The 23,674-nt window shown below is 69.7% G+C and carries 24 protein-coding genes and 1 tRNA gene; 5 read left to right on the forward strand and 20 right to left on the reverse strand.

Annotated elements, in window-relative coordinates; translation table 11 throughout:
- Positions 1 to 31: 31 nt before the first annotated feature.
- From ACFYRH_RS21765 to ACFYRH_RS21780, 4 genes are all read right to left on the reverse strand, one after another.
- The gene (locus tag ACFYRH_RS21765; RefSeq protein WP_387777934.1) at positions 32 to 244 is read right to left on the reverse strand and encodes a hypothetical protein; all 213 of its coding nucleotides are present in this window, start codon (positions 242 to 244) and stop codon (positions 32 to 34) included.
- Positions 245 to 334: 90 nt separating this feature from the next.
- The gene (locus ACFYRH_RS21770; RefSeq protein WP_387777937.1) at positions 335 to 799 is read right to left on the reverse strand and encodes a hypothetical protein; all 465 of its coding nucleotides are present in this window, start codon (positions 797 to 799) and stop codon (positions 335 to 337) included.
- A gap of 205 nt (positions 800 to 1,004) precedes the next feature.
- Positions 1,005 to 2,123, reverse strand: coding sequence for a glycosyltransferase family 4 protein (locus ACFYRH_RS21775; protein ID WP_387777940.1), 1,119 nt, complete (start codon positions 2,121 to 2,123; stop codon positions 1,005 to 1,007).
- The gene (locus ACFYRH_RS21780) at positions 2,123 to 3,013 is read right to left on the reverse strand and encodes an L-threonylcarbamoyladenylate synthase (RefSeq protein WP_387777943.1); all 891 of its coding nucleotides are present in this window, start codon (positions 3,011 to 3,013) and stop codon (positions 2,123 to 2,125) included. Before ACFYRH_RS21780 ends, ACFYRH_RS21775 begins: the two co-directional genes overlap by 1 nt.
- Before the next feature lie 110 nt (positions 3,014 to 3,123).
- Here ACFYRH_RS21780 and ACFYRH_RS21785 point away from each other — a divergent pair, with 110 nt between their 5' ends.
- From ACFYRH_RS21785 to ACFYRH_RS21800, 4 genes are all read left to right on the forward strand, one after another.
- A complete protein-coding gene (locus ACFYRH_RS21785; RefSeq protein ID WP_387777946.1) occupies positions 3,124 to 4,149 on the forward strand; it encodes an adenosine deaminase in 1,026 nt (341 codons plus the stop codon).
- Between the two features lie 26 nt (positions 4,150 to 4,175).
- The gene (locus tag ACFYRH_RS21790; protein WP_387777949.1) at positions 4,176 to 5,105 is read left to right on the forward strand and encodes a hypothetical protein; all 930 of its coding nucleotides are present in this window, start codon (positions 4,176 to 4,178) and stop codon (positions 5,103 to 5,105) included.
- Positions 5,102 to 5,992: an endonuclease/exonuclease/phosphatase family protein gene (locus ACFYRH_RS21795; RefSeq protein WP_387777952.1), complete on the forward strand. Its 891-nt coding sequence runs from the start codon at positions 5,102 to 5,104 to the stop codon at positions 5,990 to 5,992. The genes ACFYRH_RS21790 and ACFYRH_RS21795 overlap by 4 nt, the downstream gene beginning before the upstream one ends.
- 97 nt (positions 5,993 to 6,089) lie before the next feature.
- Positions 6,090 to 6,230 (forward strand): hypothetical protein, encoded by a 141-nt coding sequence (locus tag ACFYRH_RS21800; RefSeq protein WP_387777955.1) that lies wholly within the window; start codon positions 6,090 to 6,092, stop codon positions 6,228 to 6,230.
- A gap of 6 nt (positions 6,231 to 6,236) precedes the next feature.
- Here ACFYRH_RS21800 and prmC read toward each other — a convergent pair whose 3' ends face one another.
- The 12 genes from prmC to ACFYRH_RS21860 all read right to left on the reverse strand — a co-directional run bounded on the left by prmC (position 6,237) and on the right by ACFYRH_RS21860 (position 19,591).
- Positions 6,237 to 7,064 carry a peptide chain release factor N(5)-glutamine methyltransferase gene (prmC, locus tag ACFYRH_RS21805; protein WP_387777958.1) on the reverse strand — a complete coding sequence of 276 codons (828 nt, stop codon included), beginning with the start codon at positions 7,062 to 7,064 and terminating at the stop codon, positions 6,237 to 6,239.
- Positions 7,061 to 8,137, reverse strand: a complete 1,077-nt coding sequence (gene prfA, locus ACFYRH_RS21810) for a peptide chain release factor 1 (RefSeq protein WP_387777961.1) — start codon at positions 8,135 to 8,137, stop codon at positions 7,061 to 7,063. The genes prmC and prfA overlap by 4 nt, the downstream gene beginning before the upstream one ends.
- A gap of 206 nt (positions 8,138 to 8,343) precedes the next feature.
- Positions 8,344 to 8,550: a 50S ribosomal protein L31 gene (gene rpmE, locus ACFYRH_RS21815; RefSeq protein ID WP_387777964.1), complete on the reverse strand. Its 207-nt coding sequence runs from the start codon at positions 8,548 to 8,550 to the stop codon at positions 8,344 to 8,346.
- Between the two features lie 328 nt (positions 8,551 to 8,878).
- Positions 8,879 to 11,032, reverse strand: coding sequence for a transcription termination factor Rho (gene rho / locus ACFYRH_RS21820; RefSeq protein WP_387777967.1), 2,154 nt, complete (start codon positions 11,030 to 11,032; stop codon positions 8,879 to 8,881).
- Between the two features lie 325 nt (positions 11,033 to 11,357).
- Positions 11,358 to 12,317: a homoserine kinase gene (thrB, locus tag ACFYRH_RS21825; RefSeq protein ID WP_387777970.1), complete on the reverse strand. Its 960-nt coding sequence runs from the start codon at positions 12,315 to 12,317 to the stop codon at positions 11,358 to 11,360.
- Between the two features lies 1 nt (position 12,318).
- The gene (thrC, locus tag ACFYRH_RS21830) at positions 12,319 to 13,395 is read right to left on the reverse strand and encodes a threonine synthase (protein WP_387777973.1); all 1,077 of its coding nucleotides are present in this window, start codon (positions 13,393 to 13,395) and stop codon (positions 12,319 to 12,321) included.
- A 4-nt stretch (positions 13,396 to 13,399) separates the two neighbouring features.
- A complete protein-coding gene (locus tag ACFYRH_RS21835; protein ID WP_387777976.1) occupies positions 13,400 to 14,704 on the reverse strand; it encodes a homoserine dehydrogenase in 1,305 nt (434 codons plus the stop codon).
- Positions 14,701 to 16,107: a diaminopimelate decarboxylase gene (gene lysA / locus ACFYRH_RS21840; RefSeq protein WP_387777979.1), complete on the reverse strand. Its 1,407-nt coding sequence runs from the start codon at positions 16,105 to 16,107 to the stop codon at positions 14,701 to 14,703. Before lysA ends, ACFYRH_RS21835 begins: the two co-directional genes overlap by 4 nt.
- Entirely contained in the window at positions 16,104 to 17,762 is a 1,659-nt protein-coding gene (gene argS / locus ACFYRH_RS21845; RefSeq protein WP_387777982.1) for an arginine--tRNA ligase, read from the reverse strand. Before argS ends, lysA begins: the two co-directional genes overlap by 4 nt.
- A 114-nt stretch (positions 17,763 to 17,876) precedes the next feature.
- Positions 17,877 to 18,404 carry a hypothetical protein gene (locus tag ACFYRH_RS21850; protein WP_387777984.1) on the reverse strand — a complete coding sequence of 176 codons (528 nt, stop codon included), beginning with the start codon at positions 18,402 to 18,404 and terminating at the stop codon, positions 17,877 to 17,879.
- Between the two features lie 46 nt (positions 18,405 to 18,450).
- Entirely contained in the window at positions 18,451 to 18,636 is a 186-nt protein-coding gene (locus tag ACFYRH_RS21855; protein ID WP_387777987.1) for a PspC domain-containing protein, read from the reverse strand.
- Between the two features lie 121 nt (positions 18,637 to 18,757).
- Entirely contained in the window at positions 18,758 to 19,591 is an 834-nt protein-coding gene (locus tag ACFYRH_RS21860; RefSeq protein WP_387777990.1) for a hypothetical protein, read from the reverse strand.
- A 79-nt stretch (positions 19,592 to 19,670) separates the two neighbouring features.
- Here ACFYRH_RS21860 and ACFYRH_RS21865 point away from each other — a divergent pair.
- Positions 19,671 to 19,742: transfer RNA gene (locus ACFYRH_RS21865), tRNA-Arg, on the forward strand.
- A gap of 141 nt (positions 19,743 to 19,883) precedes the next feature.
- On the opposite strand, the gene ACFYRH_RS21870 is transcribed toward ACFYRH_RS21865, so the two are convergent.
- The 4 genes from ACFYRH_RS21870 to ACFYRH_RS21885 are packed head-to-tail and all read right to left on the reverse strand — an operon-like array spanning position 19,884 to position 23,588.
- Positions 19,884 to 20,807 carry an SDR family NAD(P)-dependent oxidoreductase gene (locus ACFYRH_RS21870; RefSeq protein WP_387777993.1) on the reverse strand — a complete coding sequence of 308 codons (924 nt, stop codon included), beginning with the start codon at positions 20,805 to 20,807 and terminating at the stop codon, positions 19,884 to 19,886.
- On the reverse strand, positions 20,804 to 21,241 hold the full coding sequence (locus tag ACFYRH_RS21875; RefSeq protein WP_387777996.1) for an SRPBCC family protein: 438 nt from the start codon (positions 21,239 to 21,241) through the stop codon (positions 20,804 to 20,806). Before ACFYRH_RS21875 ends, ACFYRH_RS21870 begins: the two co-directional genes overlap by 4 nt.
- Complete coding sequence (locus ACFYRH_RS21880) at positions 21,238 to 22,710, reverse strand: SDR family oxidoreductase (protein ID WP_387777999.1); 1,473 nt, start codon at positions 22,708 to 22,710, stop codon at positions 21,238 to 21,240. Before ACFYRH_RS21880 ends, ACFYRH_RS21875 begins: the two co-directional genes overlap by 4 nt.
- Positions 22,707 to 23,588 (reverse strand): MerR family transcriptional regulator, encoded by an 882-nt coding sequence (locus ACFYRH_RS21885; protein WP_387778002.1) that lies wholly within the window; start codon positions 23,586 to 23,588, stop codon positions 22,707 to 22,709. The genes ACFYRH_RS21880 and ACFYRH_RS21885 overlap by 4 nt, the downstream gene beginning before the upstream one ends.
- Positions 23,589 to 23,674: the final 86 nt, after the last annotated feature.

Consider the following 23,674-nt stretch of genomic DNA (forward strand, 5'->3'; position numbering starts at 1 on the left):
ACGTCAGACCCGGTAGGGATCAGACCTGTGGTCAGGACCGCGACCCGTACCGGAAGTGCAACAGCAAGATGGTGAGGCCGGCACCGAGCACGATGCCCACCAGAACCAGGAACTGGGTGCCGAAGAGGCGATCCAACAAGAACCCGATGCCGCCGTACACCACGACACCGCCGATCAAGTAGGACAGGACCCGCCAGCCGTCGCCCCCTCCGGGTGATGGCTTCGGATCCTGATGCTCGCTCATTGGCAATCGAAACGTACCAGTTGACGACATCGGCGGTCACATCGACCCCCGTAATCTCCACCACAGCAGGCGAATCGTTACCGATGGTGCTCACGCCGTCACCTCCTTGTCGAGGTCGTAGATCGGCACCCGGAGCCGGGACCACGCCCAGATCTCGCCGGCCATCCAGCCCATCACGACAACCAGCGCGACCAGGCCGAGCACGGTCAGATTCACGTGCCTGGCCAGGCTGTCCGAGCTCAGCGCGACCGCGAGCAGACCGCCGAAGACGGCGATCCGGCCCGTGTAGCTGGCCATCGCGACGGCGAGCTGCATGGTCGGACTGGTCTTGCGGGACAGGTGCAGCGCGAGCAGACCCACGCCGGAGAAGACGATCACGATCAGCAGGCCGAGCAACGCGCCCCACAGACCGGGCACACCGGCGGCGACCGTGGACACCGCGGTCGCGTTCACCCCGACCACCAGCGCGGCGACCAGAGCGCCGCGCAACATCGCCAGCGCCGGGTGCTTGGTCGCTTGTCCGGCGGGTTTCGGGCTGTTGGCCGAAGGAGCCATCTGGTGGTTCCGTCCTGCAGGCGAGCTGGTCTCGCGGCCAGATCGTCGGGTGGGCGGGGTCAGGGGTGTCGCTGTTCTTTGCTGGTGCTTGTGAAAACTAGCACAAAGTCTGCACCGTCAGCAAAACGAGAGTCCCCTCCCGCTGTACAGGCACACCCTATCGGTAGGCCACGCGGGCGGGTGGTCTGGTCCCTCCCAGCGGGGATCAGACTTTGGCGAGCGGTTTCCGGGAACGTCGCGGCAGACCGGTCGTGAGCACCACCGCGGTCACCGCGACGGCGAGCACGATGAGGGCGGTCCACCAGTACAGCCACAGGCCGAGGATCACGACGCCGTACGCGATCAGGCCGGTCCACAGGTACATCAGCAGCACTGCGCGGCGGTGCGAGTGGCCGCGTTGCATGAGGCGGTGGTGCAGGTGCTGCTTGTCGGCCGCGAACGGCGACCGGCCGGCCTTGGTACGCCGGATGTACGCCATCGTCAGGTCCAGCGCGGGGATCGCGAGGATGGCGATCGGGAGCACCAGCGGCAGCAGTGCGGGCAGCAGGCTGGAGCCGCCGACCTCGTACGGCACCGCGTTCGGGTCCATCTGGCCGGTCAGGCTGATCGTCGACGCGGCCAGCATCAGACCGATCAGCAGCGCACCCGAGTCACCCATGAAAACCCTGGCAGGGAAGAAGTTGTGCGGCAGGAAGCCGAGGCACGCGCCGGCCAGCGCGACCGTGATCAGCGTCGACGTGGTCGCGCGGTCGAGATTCTCGTGCACGTTCAGCAGGTAGCAGTAGATGAAGAACGCGGTCGCGCCGATCGCGGTCACGCCGGCCGCCAGACCGTCCAGGCCGTCGACGAAGTTCACGGCGTTGCAGGACACCAGCATGATGCCCGCGGTCAGCACCGCGAGCTGCGCAGGCGACGGCGAGATCACGCCGCCTGGCAGCGGCAACCAGTACAACTGGATGCCTTGGACAACGAGTACGCCGACCGCGAGGACTTCGCCGGCCAGCTTGGTGATCGCGTCCAGCTCGTACAGGTCGTCGACGACACCGACGGCGCAGATCACCACACCGCCGACCAGGATCGCCCGGGCGTCGTGCGCGACCTGCAGGCTGTTGCCGAGGAACGGCAGGCTGGAGGCGACCGCGTACCCGGCGATCAGGCCGCCGAGGATCGACAGGCCGCCGAAGTACGGGATCGGTACCTTGTGCACGTCCCGGGCCCGGACCTTGGCGACGGCGCCGTACCGCAACGCGATCTGCCGGGCCACGCCGGTCAGCAGGAAGGTCGTGGCCATCGCCACGAACAGGACCAGCAGGTACTCGCGCACTAGTCCGCAGGCCTCACATCGGAGTCGGTTTTGTCCTCGTCCTTCTTGGACGCTTGGACCGGCTCGTCAGTTGGCTTCTCGTCCGGCTTCTCCTCGACCGGCTTGGCTTCGTCCGCGGGCTCGGCTTCTTCGACCGGCCTGGCTTCGTCCGCGGGCTTGGCTTCGTCGACCGGCTTCGTCTCGTCCGCCGCCTTCTCTTCGTCCGCGGGCTGGGCTTCGGCGGCCGGCTGGGTGTCCGTGGGCTTGTCGTCCTCGGTGGCTACCTCGGGGACGACGGCGCGGAGTTGTTCGACGGAGAGTGCGCCGACGCGCACCACGCGTGGGGTGTCGCCGGTGATGTCGACGATCGTCGACGGCTCTCCCCCGGTCACCGCGCCGCCGTCCAGGTACACGGCGACCGATTCGGCCAGCTGATCCTCGGCGTCGTACACGTCCAGCGCCGCCGGCCGGCCGGACTTGTTCGCGGAGCTGACCGCGAGCGGCCCGGTGCGGGACAGCAGTTCGCGGGTGTTCTCGTGGTCCGGCACCCGGAGCGCGACGGTGCCCTGGGTCTCGCCCAGGTCCCACATCAGCGACGACTGCGCGTGGCAGATCACCGTGAGCGGCCCCGGCCAGAACTCCTGGCAGAGCTTGCGGCCGTTGTCCGGTACGTCGGTGGCGAGCGCGTCGAGCGACTCCACCACCGAGATCAGCACCGGCGGCGGCATGTCGCGGCCGCGGCCCTTGGCGTCCAGCAGCCGCTGCACGGCGTCGGCCTTGAAGGCGTCGGCGGCGATCCCGTAGACGGTGTCGGTCGGCAGCACGACCAGGTCTCCGGCCTCGATGGCGTCCACCGCTGCGCGGTACGCCGGTGCCAGTTCGTCCCCGGTGAAGTCGAAGCGCTCACTCACGGAGTGAATCGTGCCACTCACGCGGTCCCGGACTCCAACCGGGATGAACTCTGACACCCAATTGTCAATTTCCGAGCCACCGACCGGCCGCTCTCTTTAGGATCCCGACCATGACTGTGTCGCGTGAGTTCCTCGCCGGGTTGCCGAAGGCCGAGTTGCATGTCCACCACGTCGGGTCCGCGTCGCCGCGGATCGTCGCCGAGCTCGCCGCCCGGCACCCGGGTTCACCGGTGCCGTCCGACCCGGCCGCGCTGACCGAGTACTTCAAGTTCAGCGACTTCGCCCACTTCATCGACATCTACCTGTCCGTCGTCGAGCTGATCAAGACGCCCGAGGACGTCCGGCTGCTGACCTACGAGATCGCCCGCGAGATGTCCGAGCAGCAGAACCTGCGGTACGCCGAGCTGACCGTCACGCCGTACACCTCGGTCGTGCGCGGGATCGCGGCGGAGGCGTTCTGCGAGGCGATCGAGGACGCGCGGGTCGCGGCCGAGAAGGAGTTCGGCCTGGTGCTGCGCTGGATCTTCGACATCTCCGGCGAGGCGGGTCTCCCGGCCGCCGACGAGACCTTGCGGATCGCCACCAAGATCCGTCCCGAAGGGCTGATCGGGTTCGGCCTCGGCGGCCCGGAGATCGGCGTACCGCGACCGCAGTTCCAGCCGCACTTCGAGGCCGCGATCGCGGAAGGACTGCACAGCCTGCCGCACGCGGGTGAGACGACCGGCCCGCAGACGATCTGGGACGCGGTGCGGGTGCTGAAGGCCGAGCGGATCGGCCACGGTACGTCGACGATGCAGGACCCCGCCCTGGTCGACTACCTGGGTGAACACCGGATCCCGCTCGAGGTCAGCCCGACCTCGAACATCGCCACCCGCGCGGTCGAGTCGTACGACGTCCACCCGCTGCGCGCGATGGTCGACGCCGGCCTGGTGGTCACGATCAACTCCGACGACCCGCCGATGTTCGGCACCGACCTCACCAACGAGTACGCCGTCGCGGCGCGACTGCTGGACCTGGACGCGGCCGGTGCCGGTGAGCTGGCGAAGACCGCGGTCCGCGAGTCGTTCGCGGAGGACTCGGTGAAGGAGTCGCTGGTGTCGCAGATCGACACCTACGTCCAGGCAAACGCGGGGTAGCTGGCTGGGTGTGCTTCCCTGGACCGATGCGGAAAGTCTGTGGGGTGCTGGCCGTAGTACTGCTGACTGTGACGGCCTGCAGCGACGAACCCGCATCGGTCAGCTCGTCACCGACGACTACCCACTCGAGCCCCAGCCCCACTCCCCCACCACCACCGGCCGACGGAGAACTGCCCCGCGGCGGCCGCACGATCTTCCCCAAGCATCAACTGGTTGGGTACGTCGGCCTGCCCGGCTCACCCGCACTCGGGCCGCTGGACAAGGACCTCGACGCGAAGGCCGCGAAGCTGGAGACGCTGTCCCGTGCCTACGCGGGCGGCCGGACGCCGCTGCCGGTGATGGAGCTGATCACGGTCGTCGCGAAGGGCTCGCGCGGCAAGGACGGGCTGTATCGCGGGCGGCTGCCGGACTCGGCGATCGAGGAGTACCTGGCGGTCGCCCGGAAGCACAAGATGCTGTTGCTGCTCGACATCCAGCCGGGGCGCGCGAAGATCCTCCCCGAGGTGAAACGGCTCGAGCGGTGGCTGAAGGAACCCGACGTCGGGCTGGCGTTCGACCCCGAGTGGGCCGTCGGGCCGACGCAGGTGCCGGGCCGGGTCTTCGGGCACACGACAGGCGGTGAACTCGACAGCATCGCGGCGTACCTGTCGGGGCTGGTGACGGCGAACGCCCTGCCGGAGAAGGCGTTCGTGTTCCACCAGCTGTCCACGCGGATCGTCAGCGACGAGAAGGCGCTCAAGCCTCACCCGGGCGTGGCGGTGATCAAGTCCGTCGACGGGATCGGCGCACGCACCGACAAGCTCAAGACCTGGGCCAAACTGACCGCGAAGCTGCCACCGGGTGTCCACGCCGGCTTCAAGCTCTTCTACACCGAGGACACCCGCCACGGCGACCTGATGACCCCACCACAGGTGCTCGCCCTGAAACCGCGGCCCGAGCTGGTGATCTACGAATGATCTCGATCGCCTTCGCCAACGTCGCAGGCGGCCGGTTCGTCGACGACGACGGCGCTTACGTCGATGCCGACCGTACGGCGGACTTCGCGCGGGCGCTGGCCGGTCTGCAACCCGACGTGCTGATCGTCACCGAGTTGGACCCCACAGGCGACCAGCTCGAACGGCTCGCCGCGGCCGCGATGCCGGGACGCACGACGCAGTACCTGCGGCACGAATTCTCGGACGCGCACATTCCCGGGGTCCGAAAGCTGGGCGTGGGGATCGCGTCGGCGTACCCGATGACCGAGTTGCCGCGGATCGACCTGCCGAATCCGTCGATCGACTTCCTGCATTGGCGGACCGGTCAGCCGCTTCCCCCGCATCCGAAGGGGTTCCTGGTCGCGCGCGGCGAGTTCGGCGCCTTGGGCGCGGTGGACATCGTCGGCGGGCAGGCCTGCCCGATCCACATGTTCCGCAGCGCCGAGGGGGTCGAGTACAGCTATCGCGAGGGCGCGGGCCGGGCGGCCGGTGCTGAGCTGACGGCGTACCTGCGTCAGGAGCTGGCGGCCCGGGGCGTGCGGCGGGCGGTCCTCGCCGGGGATCTGAACATGCCCGATCCACGGGAGTTCTTCGGCGAGGGCCTGGGACTGGTCGACGCGTTCGGCGACCCGCCACCCCGGACGACACCGGACGGACGGTCGATCGACCGGCTGTTCTCGACCCGGGACCTCGTCGCCCGCGAGGTCGAGGTTCTCCCGTTACCCGGAGCCGACCACTACCCGGTCGTCTGCCGCCTCAGCCGCCGGGAGCAGCCGGTGCCAGGAACCGGCCGGATCCGGGAGCAGGACCTTGCCCGGCCGCCCTCCGCGCGACCGCCGGCCGGGGGCCGGGGATTCGGCCGGACCTGATCCCGTCATCGGATGTTTCAAGCGGGTGTGGACGGGATATCTCTGTCTGCGGGCACAGAAAACCGCCCGTTGGTGCTCGCAGGAAAGTTGTGTCGTGATGACGAGTGGTTGGTATGCCGCGATGGATCGGATCCGGGCCTACTGGATGGTGAACGGCGGCCGTGCGGATCTAGTTGCCGCAGGCATCTTGCTGGTGCTGGCCGCGGCGGCGTTCGCCGCGGATCTCGTCCTGCGGTAGGGACGGTCAGACTCTCCGGCCGGTCGCGAACCGGTTGCGGCCGGCCAAGTCCAAGTTGTCGCGGACCTCGGTGAACAGCCCGGTGGCCGCGAAGACGGCAGGCGCCGACTCGCCCTGGACATCCGCGTGCTCACAGGCGAACCAGCCGCCCGGCTCGAGCAACCGGCCGGCGGTGGCGGCAACCACTTTGATCTCGTCGAGCCCGTCGTCACCGGACCACAGTGCCAGCGCCGGGTCGTGATCGCGGACCTCCGCCGTCACCGACTCCCAGGCCGTCAACGGGATGTACGGCGGGTTGGAGATCACCGCGTCGACCTGCCCGTCGAGCTCCCGCAGGCAACCGTCGATGTCGCCTTCGTGCAGGATCGCACCGGTGCCGGCCAGGTTCCGGCGGGCCCACCCGACCGCGTCCGCCGACAACTCGACCGCGTGCACGGTGCTGTCCGGCCGCTCGGTCGCGATCGCCCCGGCGATGGCGCCGGACCCGGTGCACAGGTCGACCACCAGCGGATCCTTCACGCCGGCGATCCGGTCCAGGATCCAGCCGACCATCACCTCGGTTTCCGGCCGCGGCACGAACACCCCCGGCCCCACCGCGAGCTCCCGGTACCGGAAGGCCGCCGTACCCGTGAGGTGCTGCAACGGCTCGCGGCCTGCCCGCCGTTCGACCAGGTGCTGAAAGCGGGCTTCCTGGTCGGCGGACGGTTCGCGCAGGTGCAGGCGGCTGGAGCCGGTGACGAAGGCGAGCAGCTCGGCGGCGTCGAAGTCCGGCGAGGCAACGCCCGCCTCCCGTAGCCGGGCAGCGGCCTCGGCGACGAGCGTCTTCGTGCTCACTGGGACTCGACGGCCTCGAGGCGGGCGGTCAGGTCCGCCTCGGTGAGGGCCTGGATGACCGGCTCGAGCTCGCCGCCGAGGACCTGGTCCAGGTTGTGCGCCTTGTAGCCCACGCGGTGGTCCGAGAACCGGTTCTCCGGGAAGTTGTACGTGCGGACGCGCTCCGAGCGGTCGACGGTACGGATCTGCGACCGCCGGGCGTCCGACGCCTCCTGGTCGGCCGCCTCCTGCGCCGCCGCGAGCAGCCGCGCCCGCAGGACCCGCATCGCCTGTTCACGGTTCTGCAGCTGGGACTTCTCGTTCTGCATCGAGACCACGATGCCGGTCGGGAGGTGGGTGATCCGGACCGCTGAGTCGGTCGTGTTCACGCTCTGCCCACCCGGACCGGAGGAGCGGAACACGTCGATCCGCAGGTCGTTCTGGTCGATCTCGACGTCGACGTCCTCGGCCTCCGGCAGCACCAGGACGCCCGCCGCGGACGTGTGGATCCGGCCCTGCGACTCGGTCACCGGTACCCGCTGCACCCGGTGCACGCCGCCCTCGAACTTCAGCTTCGCGTACGGCGCCTCGCCCGGCTCCGGCGTGCCTTTCGCCTTCACCGCGACCGTGATCGACTTGTACCCGCCGAGGTCCGACTCGGCCGAGTCGAGCACCTCGGTCTTCCAGTTCTGCGACTCGGCGTACTTCAGGTACATCTTCAGCAGGTCGCCGGCGAACAGCGCGGACTCGTCGCCGCCCTCGCCCGCCTTGATCTCGAGGATCGCGTCCTTGTCGTCGTTCGGGTCCCGCGGCACCAGCAGCGTCTGCAGCCGCTCGGCCAGCTCCTCACGCCGGGCAGTCAGCCTGGTGGCCTCCTCGGCGAACGCCGGGTCCTCGGCGGCGAGCTCACGCGCGGCTTCGATGTCGTCACCGGTCTGCAGCCACTCGTCGTAGGTACGGACCACCGGCGCCAGTGCGGCGTACCGCTTACCGACGCGGCGGGCGTTGGCCTGGTCGGAGTGCAGCTCCGGCTCCGCCATCTGCCGCTCCAGCTCGGCGTACTCCGCCTTCAGCGTCTCAACAGCCTCGAACATGCCGCACCTCTGCTTTCGGCCGGGCCTTCGGCACCGGCGTGGTCATGGGGCGCGGCTCCCGGTCTTCCCTCGTCGCTCCAGTCGCTTCGCTCCCTGCGCTCCTCAGTCCAGACCGGGAGGCCCCATGACCTGTTCTCGGGACCACTGAACTGAAACCGCGCGCCGGTCCCGCCCATGACGGGCGGAACCGGCGCGCGGCAGGAAAGCTACTTCTTGGCGTACCGCTTCTCGAAGCGGGCGACCCGGCCACCGGTGTCCAGAATCTTCTGCTTACCGGTGTAGAACGGGTGGCACTGCGAGCACACGTCGGCGTGGATCACGCCGTTCTCCGCCGTCGAGCGGGTGGTGAACGTCGCGCCGCAGGTGCAGGTCACCTGGGTCTCCACGTACGTCGGGTGGATGTCGCTCTTCAAGACAGTCTCCTAGGTTTCAGGTGCCCCGGGTCGTCCGCACGGTGCGAACGTGAACCGGAACCAGCCATCAAGTGTGCCACGACCCGTCGATCCGGCGGAAATCCGGCCCCTCAGCGGCCCCCTTCCTCGGCCGCCCACTCCCAGCCACCGGCGCCGGTCCTTGGTGACCAGAATCGTTTGAGGGGTTCACCTGTGAGATGGCCCGTTCCTGCCCTGGATGCAAGGCAGGAACGGGCCGTTTCACGGGTGAACCCCTCAAACGGATCAGGCCGGCGGGCCGCCGCGCTGGGGCCGGGCGGCGGTGCGCGGCCCCGGCGCGGCGGGTGAGTCAGTCGCCGTTCGTGGTGTTGTGGCCGGCGCTGGTCGACGGGGTGGTCTTGTTGACCTGCAGCAGGAACTCGATGTTCGACTTGCTCTCCTTGAGCTTGCCGATCAGGAGCTCCAGGGCGGCCTGGCCGTCGAGCGCGGACAGCACCCGGCGGAGCTTCCAGACGACCTGCGTCTCGTCCTTGGACATCAGCAGCTCCTCGCGGCGGGTGCCGGAGGCGACCACGTCGATGGCCGGGAAGATCCGCCGGTCGGCGAACTCGCGGCGCAGCCGGAGCTCCATGTTGCCGGTGCCCTTGAACTCCTCGAAGATCACCTCGTCCATCTTCGAGCCGGTCTCGATCAGCGCGGTCGCGAGGATGGTCAGCGAACCGCCGTCCTCGATGTTCCGGGCCGCACCGAAGAACCGCTTCGGCGGGTACAGCGCCGACGAGTCCACGCCACCGGACAGGATCCGGCCGCTGGCCGGGGCCGCGATGTTGTACGCGCGGCCGAGCCGGGTGATCGAGTCGAGCAGTACGACGACGTCGTGGCCGAGCTCCACCAGCCGCTTGGCCCGCTCGATCGCCAGCTCCGCGACCGTGGTGTGGTCGTCGGCCGGCCGGTCGAACGTCGAGGCGATGACCTCGCCCTTGACCGTCCGCTGCATGTCGGTGACCTCTTCGGGCCGCTCGTCCACCAGCACGACCATCAGGTGTACTTCGGGGTTGTTCGTGGTGATCGCGTTCGCGAGCGCCTGCAGCACCATCGTCTTACCGGCCTTCGGCGGCGAGACGATCAGACCGCGCTGGCCCTTGCCGATCGGGCTGACGATGTCGACGATCCGGGTGGTCAGGATGCCCGGCTCGGTCTCCAGGCGGAGCCGCTCGGTCGCGTACAGCGGCGTGAGTTTGTTGAAGTCCTGCCGCTGCTTGGCGATCTCCGGGTCCGCACCGTTCACGGTGTCGATCCGGACCAGCGGGTTGAACTTCTCCTTGCGCTCGCCTTCCTGCGGCTGCTTGACCGCGCCGGTGATCGCGTCACCCTTGCGGAGGCCGTAGCGCTTCACCATCGAGAGCGCGACGTACACGTCGTTCGGGCCGGGCAGGTAGCCGCTGGTCCGGACGAAGGCGTAGTTGTCGAGCACGTCGAGGATGCCGGCCGCGGGGACCAGGACGTCGTCCTCGCTGATCGTCGGCTCGGCGTCGTACCGCTCGCCGCGGCCGCGGTTGCGGGTGCCGGTGTCGCGGGTGCTGCTCTGGCTGCCGTCGCGGTTGCGGTCCCGATCGCGGCCCCGGCGACGCCGGCGACGGCCCTCGCCTTCCTCGCCCCGGTCGGCGTTCCGGTCGTTCTGGTCCTGGCGGTTCCGCTGGTTGTCGCCGCGGTTGTCGCGGTCGCCGCGGTTGTCCCGGTTGCCGTCGCGCTGACCGTCCCGGTTGTTGTCCCGGTTCTGGTTGTCACGGCCCTGGCTCTCGCGACCCTGGTTGTCGCGACCTTGGTTGTCGCGGTTCCGGTCGCGGTTCTGCTCGCGGTTGGCGTCCCGGGTGTTGTCCCGGTTCCGGTCGCGATTGCGGCCCTGGTTCTCGCCACGGTCGTCGGCGCGCTCGTCGCCGCGGACCTCGACCCGCTCGGTGGTGCCGTTCTGAGTGCCGTTCTGGGTGCCGTTCTGGGCGACGGTGTCCGCCTGCGTCTCCCTCGCCGCGGGCGCCTCGACGGCTGCCTCGGCGGCGACGCCGTTGCGGCCCGGGTTCTGCGGGGCCTCGTCGACGGAGTCCTTCTGCGCGTCCTTCGGCGCGTCTTTCTGGGCCGCGGCGCGGGTCCGGCGGCTGCCACCCTCGCGCTTGGCCGGCGTCTCGGCGCCCTTCGGCGCGGACGCCTCGGCGGCCTCGTCGAGCGTCGGCTGCGTCGCCTTCGCCCGGGAACCGCCGGTCGAGCCGCCCGCCGAACCGGCGGACCCGCCGGTCTGAGCAGCCTTGATCGCCTCGATCAGCTGGCCCTTGCGCAGTGCGCCGGTGCCCTTGATGCCGAGCGTCCCGGCGAGCTGCTTGAGCTCGGGGAGCAGCATGCCCTCGAGGCCGCCTCCGGCTTTCCGGCGACGCGTCGTGGTGGTGGCCACGGCGTCGGTACCCGGGGCCGACGTACCGGCTCCGCTGGAGGCTTCAACAGTTTCTGTCACGTGAGGTCCTTCCCACACGGATCGTCGATGTCCGACAGGCTCATCGACCACATTTCATTCCACCCACGACCGCACAACGGGCACGTGGGGTACAAGAGACTCTCGCTCGATCTGAGCCCCCCGGACATCTCCGACGCAGGCGGCGCCAGGTCACATCCACAGGAGGGTCGCCACACAACACAGGGTGCCGGGAGCACAGCCCGGATCGTGGCGAGAGCACACCGATCACCTGGAGGGGATCGGGTGAGTCGAGACTAGCACCACTGCGGGTCCTCTGCCTGTCTCACCCGCTACAACGCGTGTCAGCGCCGGACCATTCCCCGAGCTAGCCGGCTTCCATCGACCAGACCTGTACGCCGACTGGATCGATCGCCAGTTCGTACTTCGCCCAGCCGTCCGGCGCATCCGGCGTACCACGGAAAAACTGGCCGTGACCTGCACCCTTCTCGCCGTGACCACCCAGTACGGCGACCGTCGGGCCGGCCCCGCTGACGATCGCGGCCAGGCCACTCCCGCGCAGTTTGTGCACCAGCGCGAGACTCTCCGGCATCGCCGGCTCGCGGTACTCCTGATGCAGCCGGTCCTCGGTCGCGGTCAGCAACAACTCGGGCCGCCCGGTCAGCGCGGCGACGAGCAACGCGGCCTTTCCGGCATTCGCCGCGGCGTCGGTGTGGGAAACAACGCCTGGCAACAACCCGCGCGCCTGCTTGGTGAGCACGCGATTGTCAGGTACGTAAGCGACCGCGGCGATTCCGTCCGCCGGTTCCAACCGGACCGCGCGGCCCGCCTCGCCTTCCGTCCAAGCAATCGTGAACCCACCGAGAGCGGCCGCTGCAACGTTGTCCGGATGCCCTTCGATCGCATTCGCCAGTACGACGAGACGCTCGCGATCGAGCGGTTCGCCGGCCAACGCGAACGCCGCGGCCAGCCCACCGACGATCGCGGCCGACGACGAGCCGAGTCCGCGCCCGTGCGGGATCCGGTTCTCGCAGCGCAACGTGAACCCCGGCACCGGGGCACCCAGCGCCTCGAGCCCGGCGTGGATCGACCGCACCACCAGATGCGTCTCGTCGAGCGGTACGTCGGATTCGCCCTCGCCGCTCACCGTGACGGTGACCCCGGAACCGCCCGGGGTGACGACGAGGTCGTCGTACAGGGTCAGGGCGAGGCCGAAGGCGTCGAAGCCGGGGCCGAGGTTCGCGCTCGTGGCGGGCACCCGGACCCGCACCTGGTCGCAGGGCCGCCGATTGCCGCCGGACTCCGGCTCCGGCCTTGGGTCGGCCATCTCAGTTCAGGCCGGCGACGCGGGCGACGGCATCGGTGTCGGCCGCGGTGACCGGCGGCTCCTCGACGGCGGCGTGGTCGAGCGCGGTGTCGATGTCCTTCAGACCGTGGCCGGTGACCGTGATCACCACGGTCGAGCCACCCGGCAGCCAGCCTTCGGCCTTCGCGTGCAGCAGACCCGCGACACCGGCCGCCGAGGCCGGCTCGACGAAGACGCCTTCGCGCGCCGCGAGCTCACGCTGCGCGGTCAGGATCTGCTCGTCGGTGATCATCTCGATCCGGCCGCCGGACTCGTCCCGGGCCGCCTCGGCGAGCACCCAGGACGCCGGGTTGCCGACCCGGATCGCGGTGGCCGCGGTGTCCGGCTTCTCGACGATCGCGCCGCGCACGATCGGCGCCGCGCCGGCCGCCTGGAAACCCCACATCCGCGGGGTCCGGGTGGCGAGCTTGTCCTTGGCGTACTCCTGGTAACCCTTCCAGTAGGCCGCGATGTTGCCCGCGTTGCCGACCGGCAGCAGGTGCAGGTCCGGCGCGTCGCCGAGCGCGTCGCAGACCTCGAAGGCCGCGGTCTTCTGGCCCTCCAGGCGGACCGGGTTGACCGAGTTCACCAGGGCCACCGGGTAGTTCTTGCCGAGCTCGCGAACGATCCGCAGGCAGTCGTCGAACCCGCCGTCGATCTGCACCAGCTTGGCGCCGTGCACGATCGCCTGGGCCAGCTTGCCCTTCGCGATCCGGCCCGCCGGGATCACCACCAGCGGCAGCATCCCGGCCCGGACGGCGTACGCCGCCGCCGAGGCCGAGGTGTTGCCGGTCGAGGCGCAGACCACCGCCTTGTCACCGGCCTGCGCGGCCAGCGAGATCGCGACCGTCATCCCGCGGTCCTTGAACGAGCCGGTCGGGTTGTTGCCCTCGACCTTCAGCCAGACCTCGCACCCGCTCTGCTCGCTCAGCCACTGCGCGGCCACCAGCGGCGTCCCGCCCTCGCCGAGCGTGACCACCGGCGTGTCCGCCGAAACGGGAAGCCGGTCCCGGTACTCCTCGATCACGCCTAGCCATTGATGACGACGCTGGTGAACCATTGAATTACTCGCCTTCTACCCGCATCACACTGCTGACTTCACGGACGATGTCCATGTCCCGCAAGGACTCCACGGTCGCGGACAACGCGGCGTCGGTCGCGGTGTGGGTGACCACCACCAGCTGCGCGTCACTGCCCCGGCCTTCCTGGCGGACGGTCTGGATGGACACGTCGTGCTCGGAGAAGGCATGGGCCACCGCCGCCAGCACACCGGCCTTGTCGGCCACGTCCAGCGACACGTGGTAGCGGGTCACCGCGTCGCCCATCGGCCGCACGGCCCGCTGGGTGTACGACGACTCGCCGACCCCCGGCACACCCTTGAGCCGGTTGCGCGCGGCGGACACCAGATCCCCGAGGACGGCACTGGCCGTCGGGGCGCCGCCGGCACCACGACCATAGAACATCAGCCGCCCGGCTGCCTTGCTTTCCACGAAAACCGCGTTGTACGCGTCCCGGACACTGGCCAGCGGGTGGGTGACCGGGATCATCGCCGGGTACACCCGGGCGCTCACCGAGTCGGTCGCCTCGTCCAGCTCGCAGATCGCCAGCGACTTCACCACGCAGCCCATCTCGCGGGCCGAGGCGATGTCGGTCGCGGACACCTCGGTGATGCCCTCGCGGTGCACGTCGGCGATCGAGACCCGGGTGTGGAACGCGAGGCTGGCCAGCAGCGCCGCCTTCGCCGCCGCGTCGAACCCCTCGATGTCAGCGGTCGGGTCCGCCTCGGCGTACCCGAGGGCCTGGGCCTCCTCGAGCGCCTCGTCGAAACCGGCGCCGGTGGTGTCCATCTTGTCGAGGATGTAGTTCGTGGTGCCGTTGACGATGCCCATCACCCGGATCACGTCGTCACCGGCGAGCGACTCGCGCAGCGGCCGCAGGATCGGGATCGCGCCGGCCACGGCGGCCTCGAAGTACAGGTCGCGCTGGTATTTCTCCGCGGCCGCGAACAGCGTCGGGCCGTCCTCGGCGAGCAGCGCCTTGTTCGCCGTGACGACCGAGGCGCCGTGCTCGAGCGCGGTCAGGATCAGGCCGCGGGCGGGCTCGAGACCGCCGATCACCTCGATCACCAGGTCCAGGTCGCCGCGGGAGACCAGCGCCTGCGCGTCGGTGGTGATCAGGGCGGGGTCGACCGCGATGTCACGCTCGCGCCCGGCCCGGCGTACCGCGATGCCGGCGATCTCCAGGCGGGCGCCGACGCGGGCGGCCAGGTGGTCTGCCTGCTCGGTCAGGATCCGCACCACCTCGGTGCCGACCACACCACAACCGAGCAGGCCCACCTTGAGAGGCTTGTCGTCCTTCACAGCGTTCATTCGGCGGCCCCCATGTCGAGGAGAAGCAGGTCGTCTTCGGTCTCACGGCGGACGACGACACGCGTTCGGCCGTCCTTGACCGCGATCACCGGTGGCCGCGGCACGTGGTTGTAGTTGCTGGCCATCGACCGGCAGTACGCACCGGTCCCGGGGACGGCGATCAGGTCGCCCGGTCGCACGTCCGACGGCAGGAACTCGTCCTTCACGACGATGTCACCGGCCTCGCAGTGCTTGCCGACGACGCGGGCGAGCGTGGGCTCGGCCTCGGAGTACCGGTTGACGAGCGTGCAGGAGTAGTCGGCGTCGTACAGGGCGGTGCGGATGTTGTCGCTCATGCCGCCGTCGACCGACACGTAGGTCCGGGAGGCGCCGGCGTCCAGCTCGACCTCCTTGACGGTGCCGACCGAGTAGACCGTGCACACCGCCGGACCGACGATCGCGCGCCCCGGCTCGATCGAGACCTTCGGCACCTCGACGCCGAACGCCCGGCACTCGTGCTCGACGATCTTGCCCATCTCGGTGGCCAGCTGCGCCGGGTCGGACGGGTCGTCCTGGGTGGTGTACGCGATCCCGAAACCGCCGCCCAGGTCGAGCTCCGGCATGTCGACGCCGAGCTCGTCGGAAACCCTTGCGTGCAAGGCGATCACGCGCTTCGCGGCCACCTCGAACCCGGACGAGTCGAAGATCTGCGAGCCGATGTGCGAGTGCAGGCCGAGAAGCTCCAGCTCCGGCGCTTCGTTGACCCGGGCAACGGCTTCGAAGGCCGCGCCGGAGGTGATCGAGAAGCCGAACTTCTGGTCCTCGTGCGCGGTCGCGATGTACTCGTGGGTGTGCGCCTCGACGCCGGCCGTCACCCGGATCATCACCGGCGCGGTGGTACGGCGCTCGCGGGCCAGCTCGATCAGCCGGGAGATCTCGTACTGCGAGTCGACGATGATCCGGCCGACCCCGGCGTCCAGCGCCCGGGCCAGCTCGGACTCCGACTTGTTGTTGCCGTGGAAACCCAGCCGCTTCGGGTCCGCGCCCGCGCGCAGCGCGACGGCCAGCTCGCCGCCGCTGCAGATGTCGAGATTCAGGCCCTCTTCCAGCACCCAGCGGACGATGGTCGTGCAGAGGAAGGCCTTGCCGGCGTAGTAGACGTCGAAGTCCTTGAAGGCGTGCTTGAACGCCCGCGCCCGGGCCCGGAAGTCGTCCTCGTCCAGCACGTACGCCGGGCTGCCGTGCTCGGCGACCAGGTCACGCAGGTCGACACCGCCGACGGTCAGCGACCCCTCGGCGGACTTCTTCGCGGTCGACGACCACAGCTGCGGGACCAGGTCGTTGACGTCGTGCGGGGTCAGCAGCCAGGCCGGGACGCGGTTGCCGTTCTGGGCGTGCAGGGCGCCCGCCTCGTGCGCCCTCACATCCGCTCCGGTGCGGAGACGCCGAGCAGGTCGAGCCCGTTGGCGAGCACGGTCCGGGTCGCGGAGACCAGGGTCAGGCGAGCCTTGTGCACCGGCTCCACCTCCTCGTCGCCGCGCGGCAGCACGCGGCAGCTGTCGTAGAACTTGTGGAACGCCGACGCGGTGTCCTCGAGGTACCGCGCGATCCGGTGCGGCTCGCGCAGCTCGGCGGCGGTGGCAACCACCCGCGGGAACTCGGCGAGTGCGCGGAGCAGGTCGCCCTCGCGCTCGTGGCTGAGCAGGCCCGGGTCGAACTCGTCCAGCTTGATGCCGAGCTCGTCGGCGTTCCGCAGGATCGAGGCCAGCCGGGCGTGCGCGTACTGCACGTAGAACACCGGGTTCTCGCTGGCCTGGCGGGTCATCTCCTCGATGTCCAGGGTCAGCGGCGAGTCGGCCGGGTAGCGGCAGAGCGTGTAGCGCAGCGCGTCGACGCCGCCCTCCTCGACCAGCTCGGCGAGCGTGACGATGGTGCCGGCCCGCTTGGACAGGCGCATCTCCTCGCCACCCTTGAGGATCTTCACCAGCTGGCCGATCAGGATCTCGATGTTGTGCTCGGGGTCGTCACCGGCGCAGGCGGCGATCGCCTTCAGCCGGTTCACGTACCCGTGGTGGTCGGCGCCGAGCAGGTAGATACAGGTCTCGAACCCGCGCTCGCGCTTGTTCACGTAGTACGCCGCGTCGGAGGCGAAGTACGTCGGCTCGCCGTTGGACCGGATCAGCACCCGGTCCTTGTCGTCGGTGAAGTCCGTCGTCCGCATCCAGAGCGCGTCGTCGGACTCGTACAGGTGGCCCTGGTCGCGGAGCTTCTGGATCGCGTGCGGTACGCCGTCCTGCTCGTGCAGGCTGCGCTCGGAGAACCAGACGTCGAACTTGGTCCGGAAGTGCTCGAGCTGCTCCTGCTGCTCCTTGAGCTGCCGCTCGTACCCCGCCTCGCGGAAGGCGATCACCTGCTCGTCGGCGGGCAGCTCGGTGATCCCGGGCACCTCGGCGACGATCCGCTTGGCCAGGTCGAGGATGTACTCCCCGTGGTACCCGTCCCCGGGGATCGGCTCGCCGTGCGCGGCCGCCCGCAGGCTGGCGCCGAACTTGTCCATCTGGTTGCCGCGGTCGTTGATGTAGAACTCACGGCTCACGCTCGCGCCGGCCGCGGTCAGCACCCGGGCCAGCGCGTCGCCGACGGCGGCCCAGCGGGTGTGGCCGAGGTGCAGCGGTCCGGTCGGGTTCGCCGAGATGAACTCGAGGTTGATCGTCCGGCCGTGCAGGCTGTCGCTGGTGCCGTACGCCGGGCCCGCGTCCAGGATCGCCTGCGCGACCTTGCCCTGGGCATCCGCCGCGACCCGCAGGTTGATGAAACCCGGCCCGGCGATCTCCACCGCGGTGATCGCCTCGTCGTCGCGGAGCCGGGCGGCCAGCAGCTCGGCGAACTGCCGCGGATTCAGCCCGGCGCGCTTGCCGAGCTGCATCGCGACGTTGGTGGCGTAGTCCCCGTGCTCGGGGTTCTTGGGGCGCTCGACCTTCAGCTCGCGCGGCAGCCCGCCCTCGACGGTGATGGTGCCGTCGTCGGCGAGCGCGGCCAGGGCCTGGAGGATCTTCGCAGCGAGCTGTTCCGGAGTCACCGGCTCAGCCTAATGGGCCTGCACCCAAACCCTTGACTCACCATCCACAGCCCGGTACGGCGGCACTCCCCCGGAACTGCCACTGGTCGAGCAGTTCGTGGTTCCCGGCCGGGCTCAGTGACGGGCCGTGACGGTGATGTGGGTGTTGCGGGTGAGCGGGGTGTTCCAGGGGGCCGGCTTGCCGTCGACGGTGACTTTCAGGGTCTGGCAGGCGTCGGCGAGGCAGTTGGCGTCGTACCGGATGCCCCAGAGGGTGAAGAACTGGGCGAGCGTGGGTTGCTCGGCGGCGGTCTTGGACTCGACCCAGACCACGCCGTCGGTGGTGTGGGTGTGGACCGCGGCCTGCTGGGCGCGCAGGCGGTCGACGCCGATCCCGGCCGCCACCTGCACCGGCTTGCCGTCGACGGTGACCGCGATGTTCAGCGTGTACGGGGACGGGCCGGAGAAGTCCAGCGGGAGCCGCTCGAATCCGGCCTTGTCGATGTAGGAGACCGCGTCCCGGGGCGCGTCCCACGGTGGCGCACCGGTCCGCAGATCAGCGGCCGCGGGCGGCGCCGGGCCGACCTGGCAGCCGCCGACCGCACCACTGGCGAGGAGCAGAGCGGCCGTCAGGGCCGCCCGGCGCCACGTACCTGCTCTCATGGAGAGCCAGGTTGCCACGTGGCGCCCGGACGGCCGACCGCCGGGGTCAGCGCTCCGACGGCATGATGATCCAGAGCGCGATGTAGATCAGGAACTGCGGGCCGGGCAGCAGGCAGCTGACCACGAAGATCAGCCGCATCGTGTTGGGCGAGATACCGAACCGGCGAGCGAGTCCGGAGCAGACACCGCCGATCCAGCGATCGTGAGACGGGCGGACCAGAGAGCTAGCCATGAGGAGTACCTGTTTCCTTTCCGCTGTTGGGCTTACGTCCACTATGACGGCGCCTACCGCGGAACTGCTCCCGCCGCACCGGGGTTCCAGGGTTCACTCAGGGTGATCCTGGAACCGGTCCTCACCGTTGGAGGCGGTACGTCTTGCTGTCGATCCCCACGCAGGCACCCGGCGACATCACGACCACCCGGAGCGTCCCGTCGTACTCGTAGTAGTCGAGCCCCTCGACCTCGAACTGCCCCGAGCAGGCACTCCGCAGCGGGAGCTGCCCGAGTGACGTGACGTGGCCGGTGACGTCGCTGGAGCCGACCGGCGCGGACAGGTCCACCTGGAGCAGCGGCTTCGTCGTACCGAACAGGCTGCCGTCCGGGTCGTCGGACGAGCACAGGAGCTGCGTGGCAGTCACGAAGTCACAGCCCTGGACGTCGCGCACCGGGTGATCCAGGCGGACCGCCGCGGCGTACGGGAGGTTCTTGCCCGGGTCCGTGGCGGCCACACCGGGCATCGGCAGGACGAGCAGGCGGTCCATCGTGCCCCACTCCCCCGTCACCATCCACCGCACGTCCGGCGAGACGGCAGCGAAGCTGTTGTTGTTCGCCTCCCACGACTCGAGCGCGTGCACGTAGTTCGCCCACGCGCCGCTCGGCGACTGGACCCGGTACAGCTTCCCGTTGCGGTCGTCCCGCTGGTACGGCTCGACGTACCAGCCCTGCGACGACCCCGGGTCGCCGACGTGGTTCCAGCCACGCACCAAGAGGTCGGCCGGAATCGTCCCGACCCCGGTGTAGCGGTACTGCGTGGAGCCGTCACGGGTGACCGTGGCGAGGCCCTGACTCTCGTCGAGCGGACGGGCGTTGTCGGAGCCCACCACGTGCCATCCGGCGACGGCGTGGGCCTGGGTGGGCAGGAGGAGGGCGGCTAGCACGAGAACGAGAGAGATCCCCAGTTTGCGCATCTCAGGTTTCTAGCACGCCGACGGTCACCCCAATTCGGGATTTGGATGAACTTCCTGCTACTGTTCACCACGTTCCTGAGCCCCCGTAGCTCAGGGGATAGAGCACCGCCCTCCGGAGGCGGGTGCGCAGGTTCGAATCCTGCCGGGGGCGCGGACGATCTGGGCGATCTGTGTCGACGGAAAGCGTCGACCTGGATCGCCCGTCGTGTTTTCTGGGGGTGCAACCCCCAGACCCCGCCCGGCGGGGCTTCGCCCCCCGGACCCCCCGGCGACGCCCGTGCCGATCTCGTGGTCAGTCCGGGATGCCCGCTGCTGTGCGGCAGTGGCGCCAGAGGGAATCGCGTTGTTCTGGGGACTCTTGGGTTAGGTTGAAGTAGTGGGTTGGGCGGGAGCGGCGGTCGTGCCAGAACTTGCCGGTTGGGGGGCGGGGGTTTGTGGCTGACAGCCAGATGGTGGTGTCGGCGCCTTCCTCAGGGGTGCGGAGGAGGCGCCGGGTCAGTTGGGTGAACCCGGGGAGTGAGTCCGTCAGGCCGGGGGTTTCTGACCAGCCGGGGTGCATGCAGGCTACGAAGGTGGGGGTGAGGTCTGCGGCCAGGAGTGGGGTCAGTGCTACCTGGATGCGTTTGGTGCGGGCGTAGGCGGTGGCGGGCTTGTAGGGGGCGTCTTGGTACTCGGGGTCTTTGGGGAGGGGCTGGGTGTACATGCCACCCGAGGCCACGAGGATTACCCGGCCGGTCGTCAGGCGGTCCCGCAGGAGGTCTGTCAGTAGTAGGGGGCCCAGGACGTGGGTGGCGAGGGTCAATTCGTGGCCCTGGGCTGACTCGGTGCGTTTGGGGGGCATGACGCCGGCGTTGTGAATCAGGGCGTGGACGGGGCTCGTGATCGTGGCGGCGTACGCGCGGACGGAGTCCAGGTCGGAGATGTCGCATTCGTCGAGGACGAAGGTGGCGTCGGGGACTTCGCGTTGCAGGTCGGCCAGGGCGGGCGCGGCCTTCTCGGCGTTGCGGACAGCCAGGTGGACGGTGGCGCCGATGCGCGCCAAGCCCGCCGCGGTGGCTTTACCCAGGCCGGTGCGGGCTCCGGTGACGACGGCGGTCTTGCCGGTCAGTGAGTCTGGGGCCGGGTCGTTCTTCGGCCAGGTGCGGCTGCGGATTGCGTAGCCGAGTTTTGTGTAGCCGGGGACGACCGCACGGTCCAGCAAGGTGTCCAGGGTCATGCGGCCAGCTTCCCCAGGGCGTTGCGCAGGCCCTCCTCGGCTTCTTCGCCCAAGTGCTCGAACGGCTTGCGCAGGAACGACTCCGCGAAGCGCGCCAGGCCCTTCAGCTGGAACTCGGCCCGGTAGGTGACCCGGGTGATGTGGGAGTCGGAGCGGAACGTCATGGTGTCGCGCGCGACGATGCTGCGGTTCTCGCCGCGCAGGACCACACGGTCCGGCCGGGTGAAGTCCTCGACCACATACGTCAGTTCGGTCTCCCGGCCGTTGAAGCGGGAGGTGTTGCGGTACGTCGTACCGACCCCGCCGTCGCCACTGACCAGCGTGGTGCGGACCGTGCCGGGATCCCACTCCTCCGTGGTGCGGAAATCGGCGAGGTAGTCGAACACCCGCTCAGGGGTGGCCGCTATCGCTACTTCGCGTTCGATGACGATCATCGGGACTCCTTCGTTCGTTCGGCGGCCTGGGCGATGTTGCGCTGCATACCGCCGAAGACGACGTCGTGGAACGGGCGGATCGCCGCCCAGTACAGCTCCCCCGGCAGTCCCCGTGGATGGAACAGGGCGCGCTGCCGGAACAGCGTGCGGCCCTGTCCGTCGGTCCTGGCGTGCAGTTCGAGCCACGCCTCGCCGGGCAGGCGCATCTCGGCGCGGAGCCGGAGCAGGCGGCCGCGTTCGATCGTCTCGACGCGCCACCAGTCGAGCGGGTCGCCGACCGACAGCGTGTCCGGGTGCAACCGGCCGCGGCGGAGTCCGGGGCCGCCGACGATCCGGTCGAGCAGTCCGCGGGTCCACCAGCCGAGCGGCCACGAGTACCAGCCGCGTTGGCCGCCGATGCCCTCGATGACCTTCCAGAGCCGCTCGGGCTCCGCATCGACGAGGCAGTCGCGTTCGTCGACGTACAGCGAGCCACCGGCCCAGTCCGGGTCGCTGGGGAGCGGATCGCTCGGTGCGCCCGGTGTCGAGGCGGAGGCCCACGACGTACTCACGTCGAGGTCGTGCACCTTCTTCAGGGCCAACTCGACCGCGCGGTCGAAGCCGATCCCGCCTGCGGTCTGCGGAACGACGTACTGGTCGATGTCGTGGTCCTTGCAGACCACCTCGTGCACCAGGCTGTCGACGAGCGGCCGTGCGATGCCGCTGGGGACCGGGGTGACCAGTCCGACCCAGTGACTCGACAGGCCGGGGCTCAGCAGCGGCAGCGTCACGATGCGCCGCGGGCGGAGGCCGGAGACGGCGGCGTACCGCTGCATCATCGCGCGGTACGTCAGCACGTCCGGACCGCCGATATCGAAGCCACGGTTCACCTCGGCCGGCATCCGGGCCGACCCGACCAGGTAGTGCAGTACGTCGCGCACGGCGATCGGCTGGATCCGCGTGTCCAGCCAGCGTGGCGTCACCATCACGGGCAACCGCTCGGTCAGGTAACGCAGCATCTCGAACGACGCCGAGCCGGACCCGATGATCACCGCAGCGCGCAGCACGGTCGTCGGTACGCCGCTCGCGAGCAGGATCTCCCCCACCTCGCGCCGGGACCCTAGGTGCGGCGACAGCTCCTCGCCCTCGGGGTACAGCCCCCCGAGGTAGACGATCCGGCCGACATCGGACTCGCGGCACGCCGTACCGAAGGCCAGTGCGGTACGCCGGTCGCGCTCCTCGAAGCGACGCCCGGTCCCGAGTGAGTGGATCAGGTAATACGCGACGTCGACGGCTTCCAGCGCCTTCGTCAACGCTGTCGGGTCGGAGGCATCACCTTCGACGACCTCGACCGCCGGCCGCCACGAACGTGTCTCCAGCCGCTGCGGGCGCCGGGCGAGGACGCGGACGTCGTACCCGGCCGCGAGCAGCTCAGGGACGAGCCGTCCGCCGATGTAGCCGGTCGCTCCAGTCACCAAGACTCTGGTCATCGTTCAGCCAATCGCTCCGCGGCGGTGACCGGGTCGGTCTCGACGTACTGCGCTCCGACGGCGGTTGCGAGCTCGGTGGAGGCCCCAGGTCCGGCCAGCGCGAGGGAACGTTTTCGCGCCAGCCGGACCAGTTCGGGACGGATGGAGTCGAAGCGGGTGGCATCGGAGGCGGCCAGCATGACCAGATCGGGCGCCAGCGCCTCGGTGGTGCGTTCGACATCGTTCATCGGCGAGTCGGCGCCGAGGAAAACCACCCGCCAGCCCGAGCGCCGGAGTACCAGGCCGAACGACAACAGGGCGATGTCGTGCAGCTCTCCGGGTGGACAGGCGAGCAAGGCGCGCGGGCCGTGGCCACCGCCCCACCCTGGCGACAGCGCGGCCAACCGGGAGCGGATCACGTTGCTGGCGAAGTGCTCCTGCCCGACCGTGACCTCACCGCGGGCCCAGCGGTCGCCCAGGTCGTGCAGGTACGGGATCAGGACGTCGCGGATCACCGCCTCGATCGTCAGCGCACCGAACAGCTGGTCGAGGACGACGTGCGCCGCACGCTCGTCCAGCTCGTCCAACGCGGCCCGCAGCCCGGCGACACCGCCAGGCTCCGCCCTCAGCGCTCCCACTGCCGGTGCAGACGGAGTCATCGCCGGCTCGGCCAGGACCGCGCGGGCGGCCTCGGCCGCGGACAGTCCGTCGGCGAGATAGGCCCGCATCCGCTGCACCCGGTGTACGTCGACCTCGGAGTACAGCCGGAAGCCGCCGGACGAGCGCGTCGGGGCCAGCAGGCCGTAGCGCGTCTCCCACGCACGCAGGACGTGCTCGCTGACACCGGCGCGTTTGCTCAACGCACCGATCCGCAGGCCACCTCGCACCGAAGTCTCCACGAGGACACTATACAAACTCTAGACAGACCTTTGACTAGTGCAGGTAAGCGTGGCTAATCTCTAGACAAACCTTAGACAGCCTGGAG

It is taken from the genome of Kribbella sp. NPDC004875, assembly GCF_042873375.1.
Lineage (GTDB): Bacteria > Actinomycetota > Actinomycetes > Propionibacteriales > Kribbellaceae > Kribbella.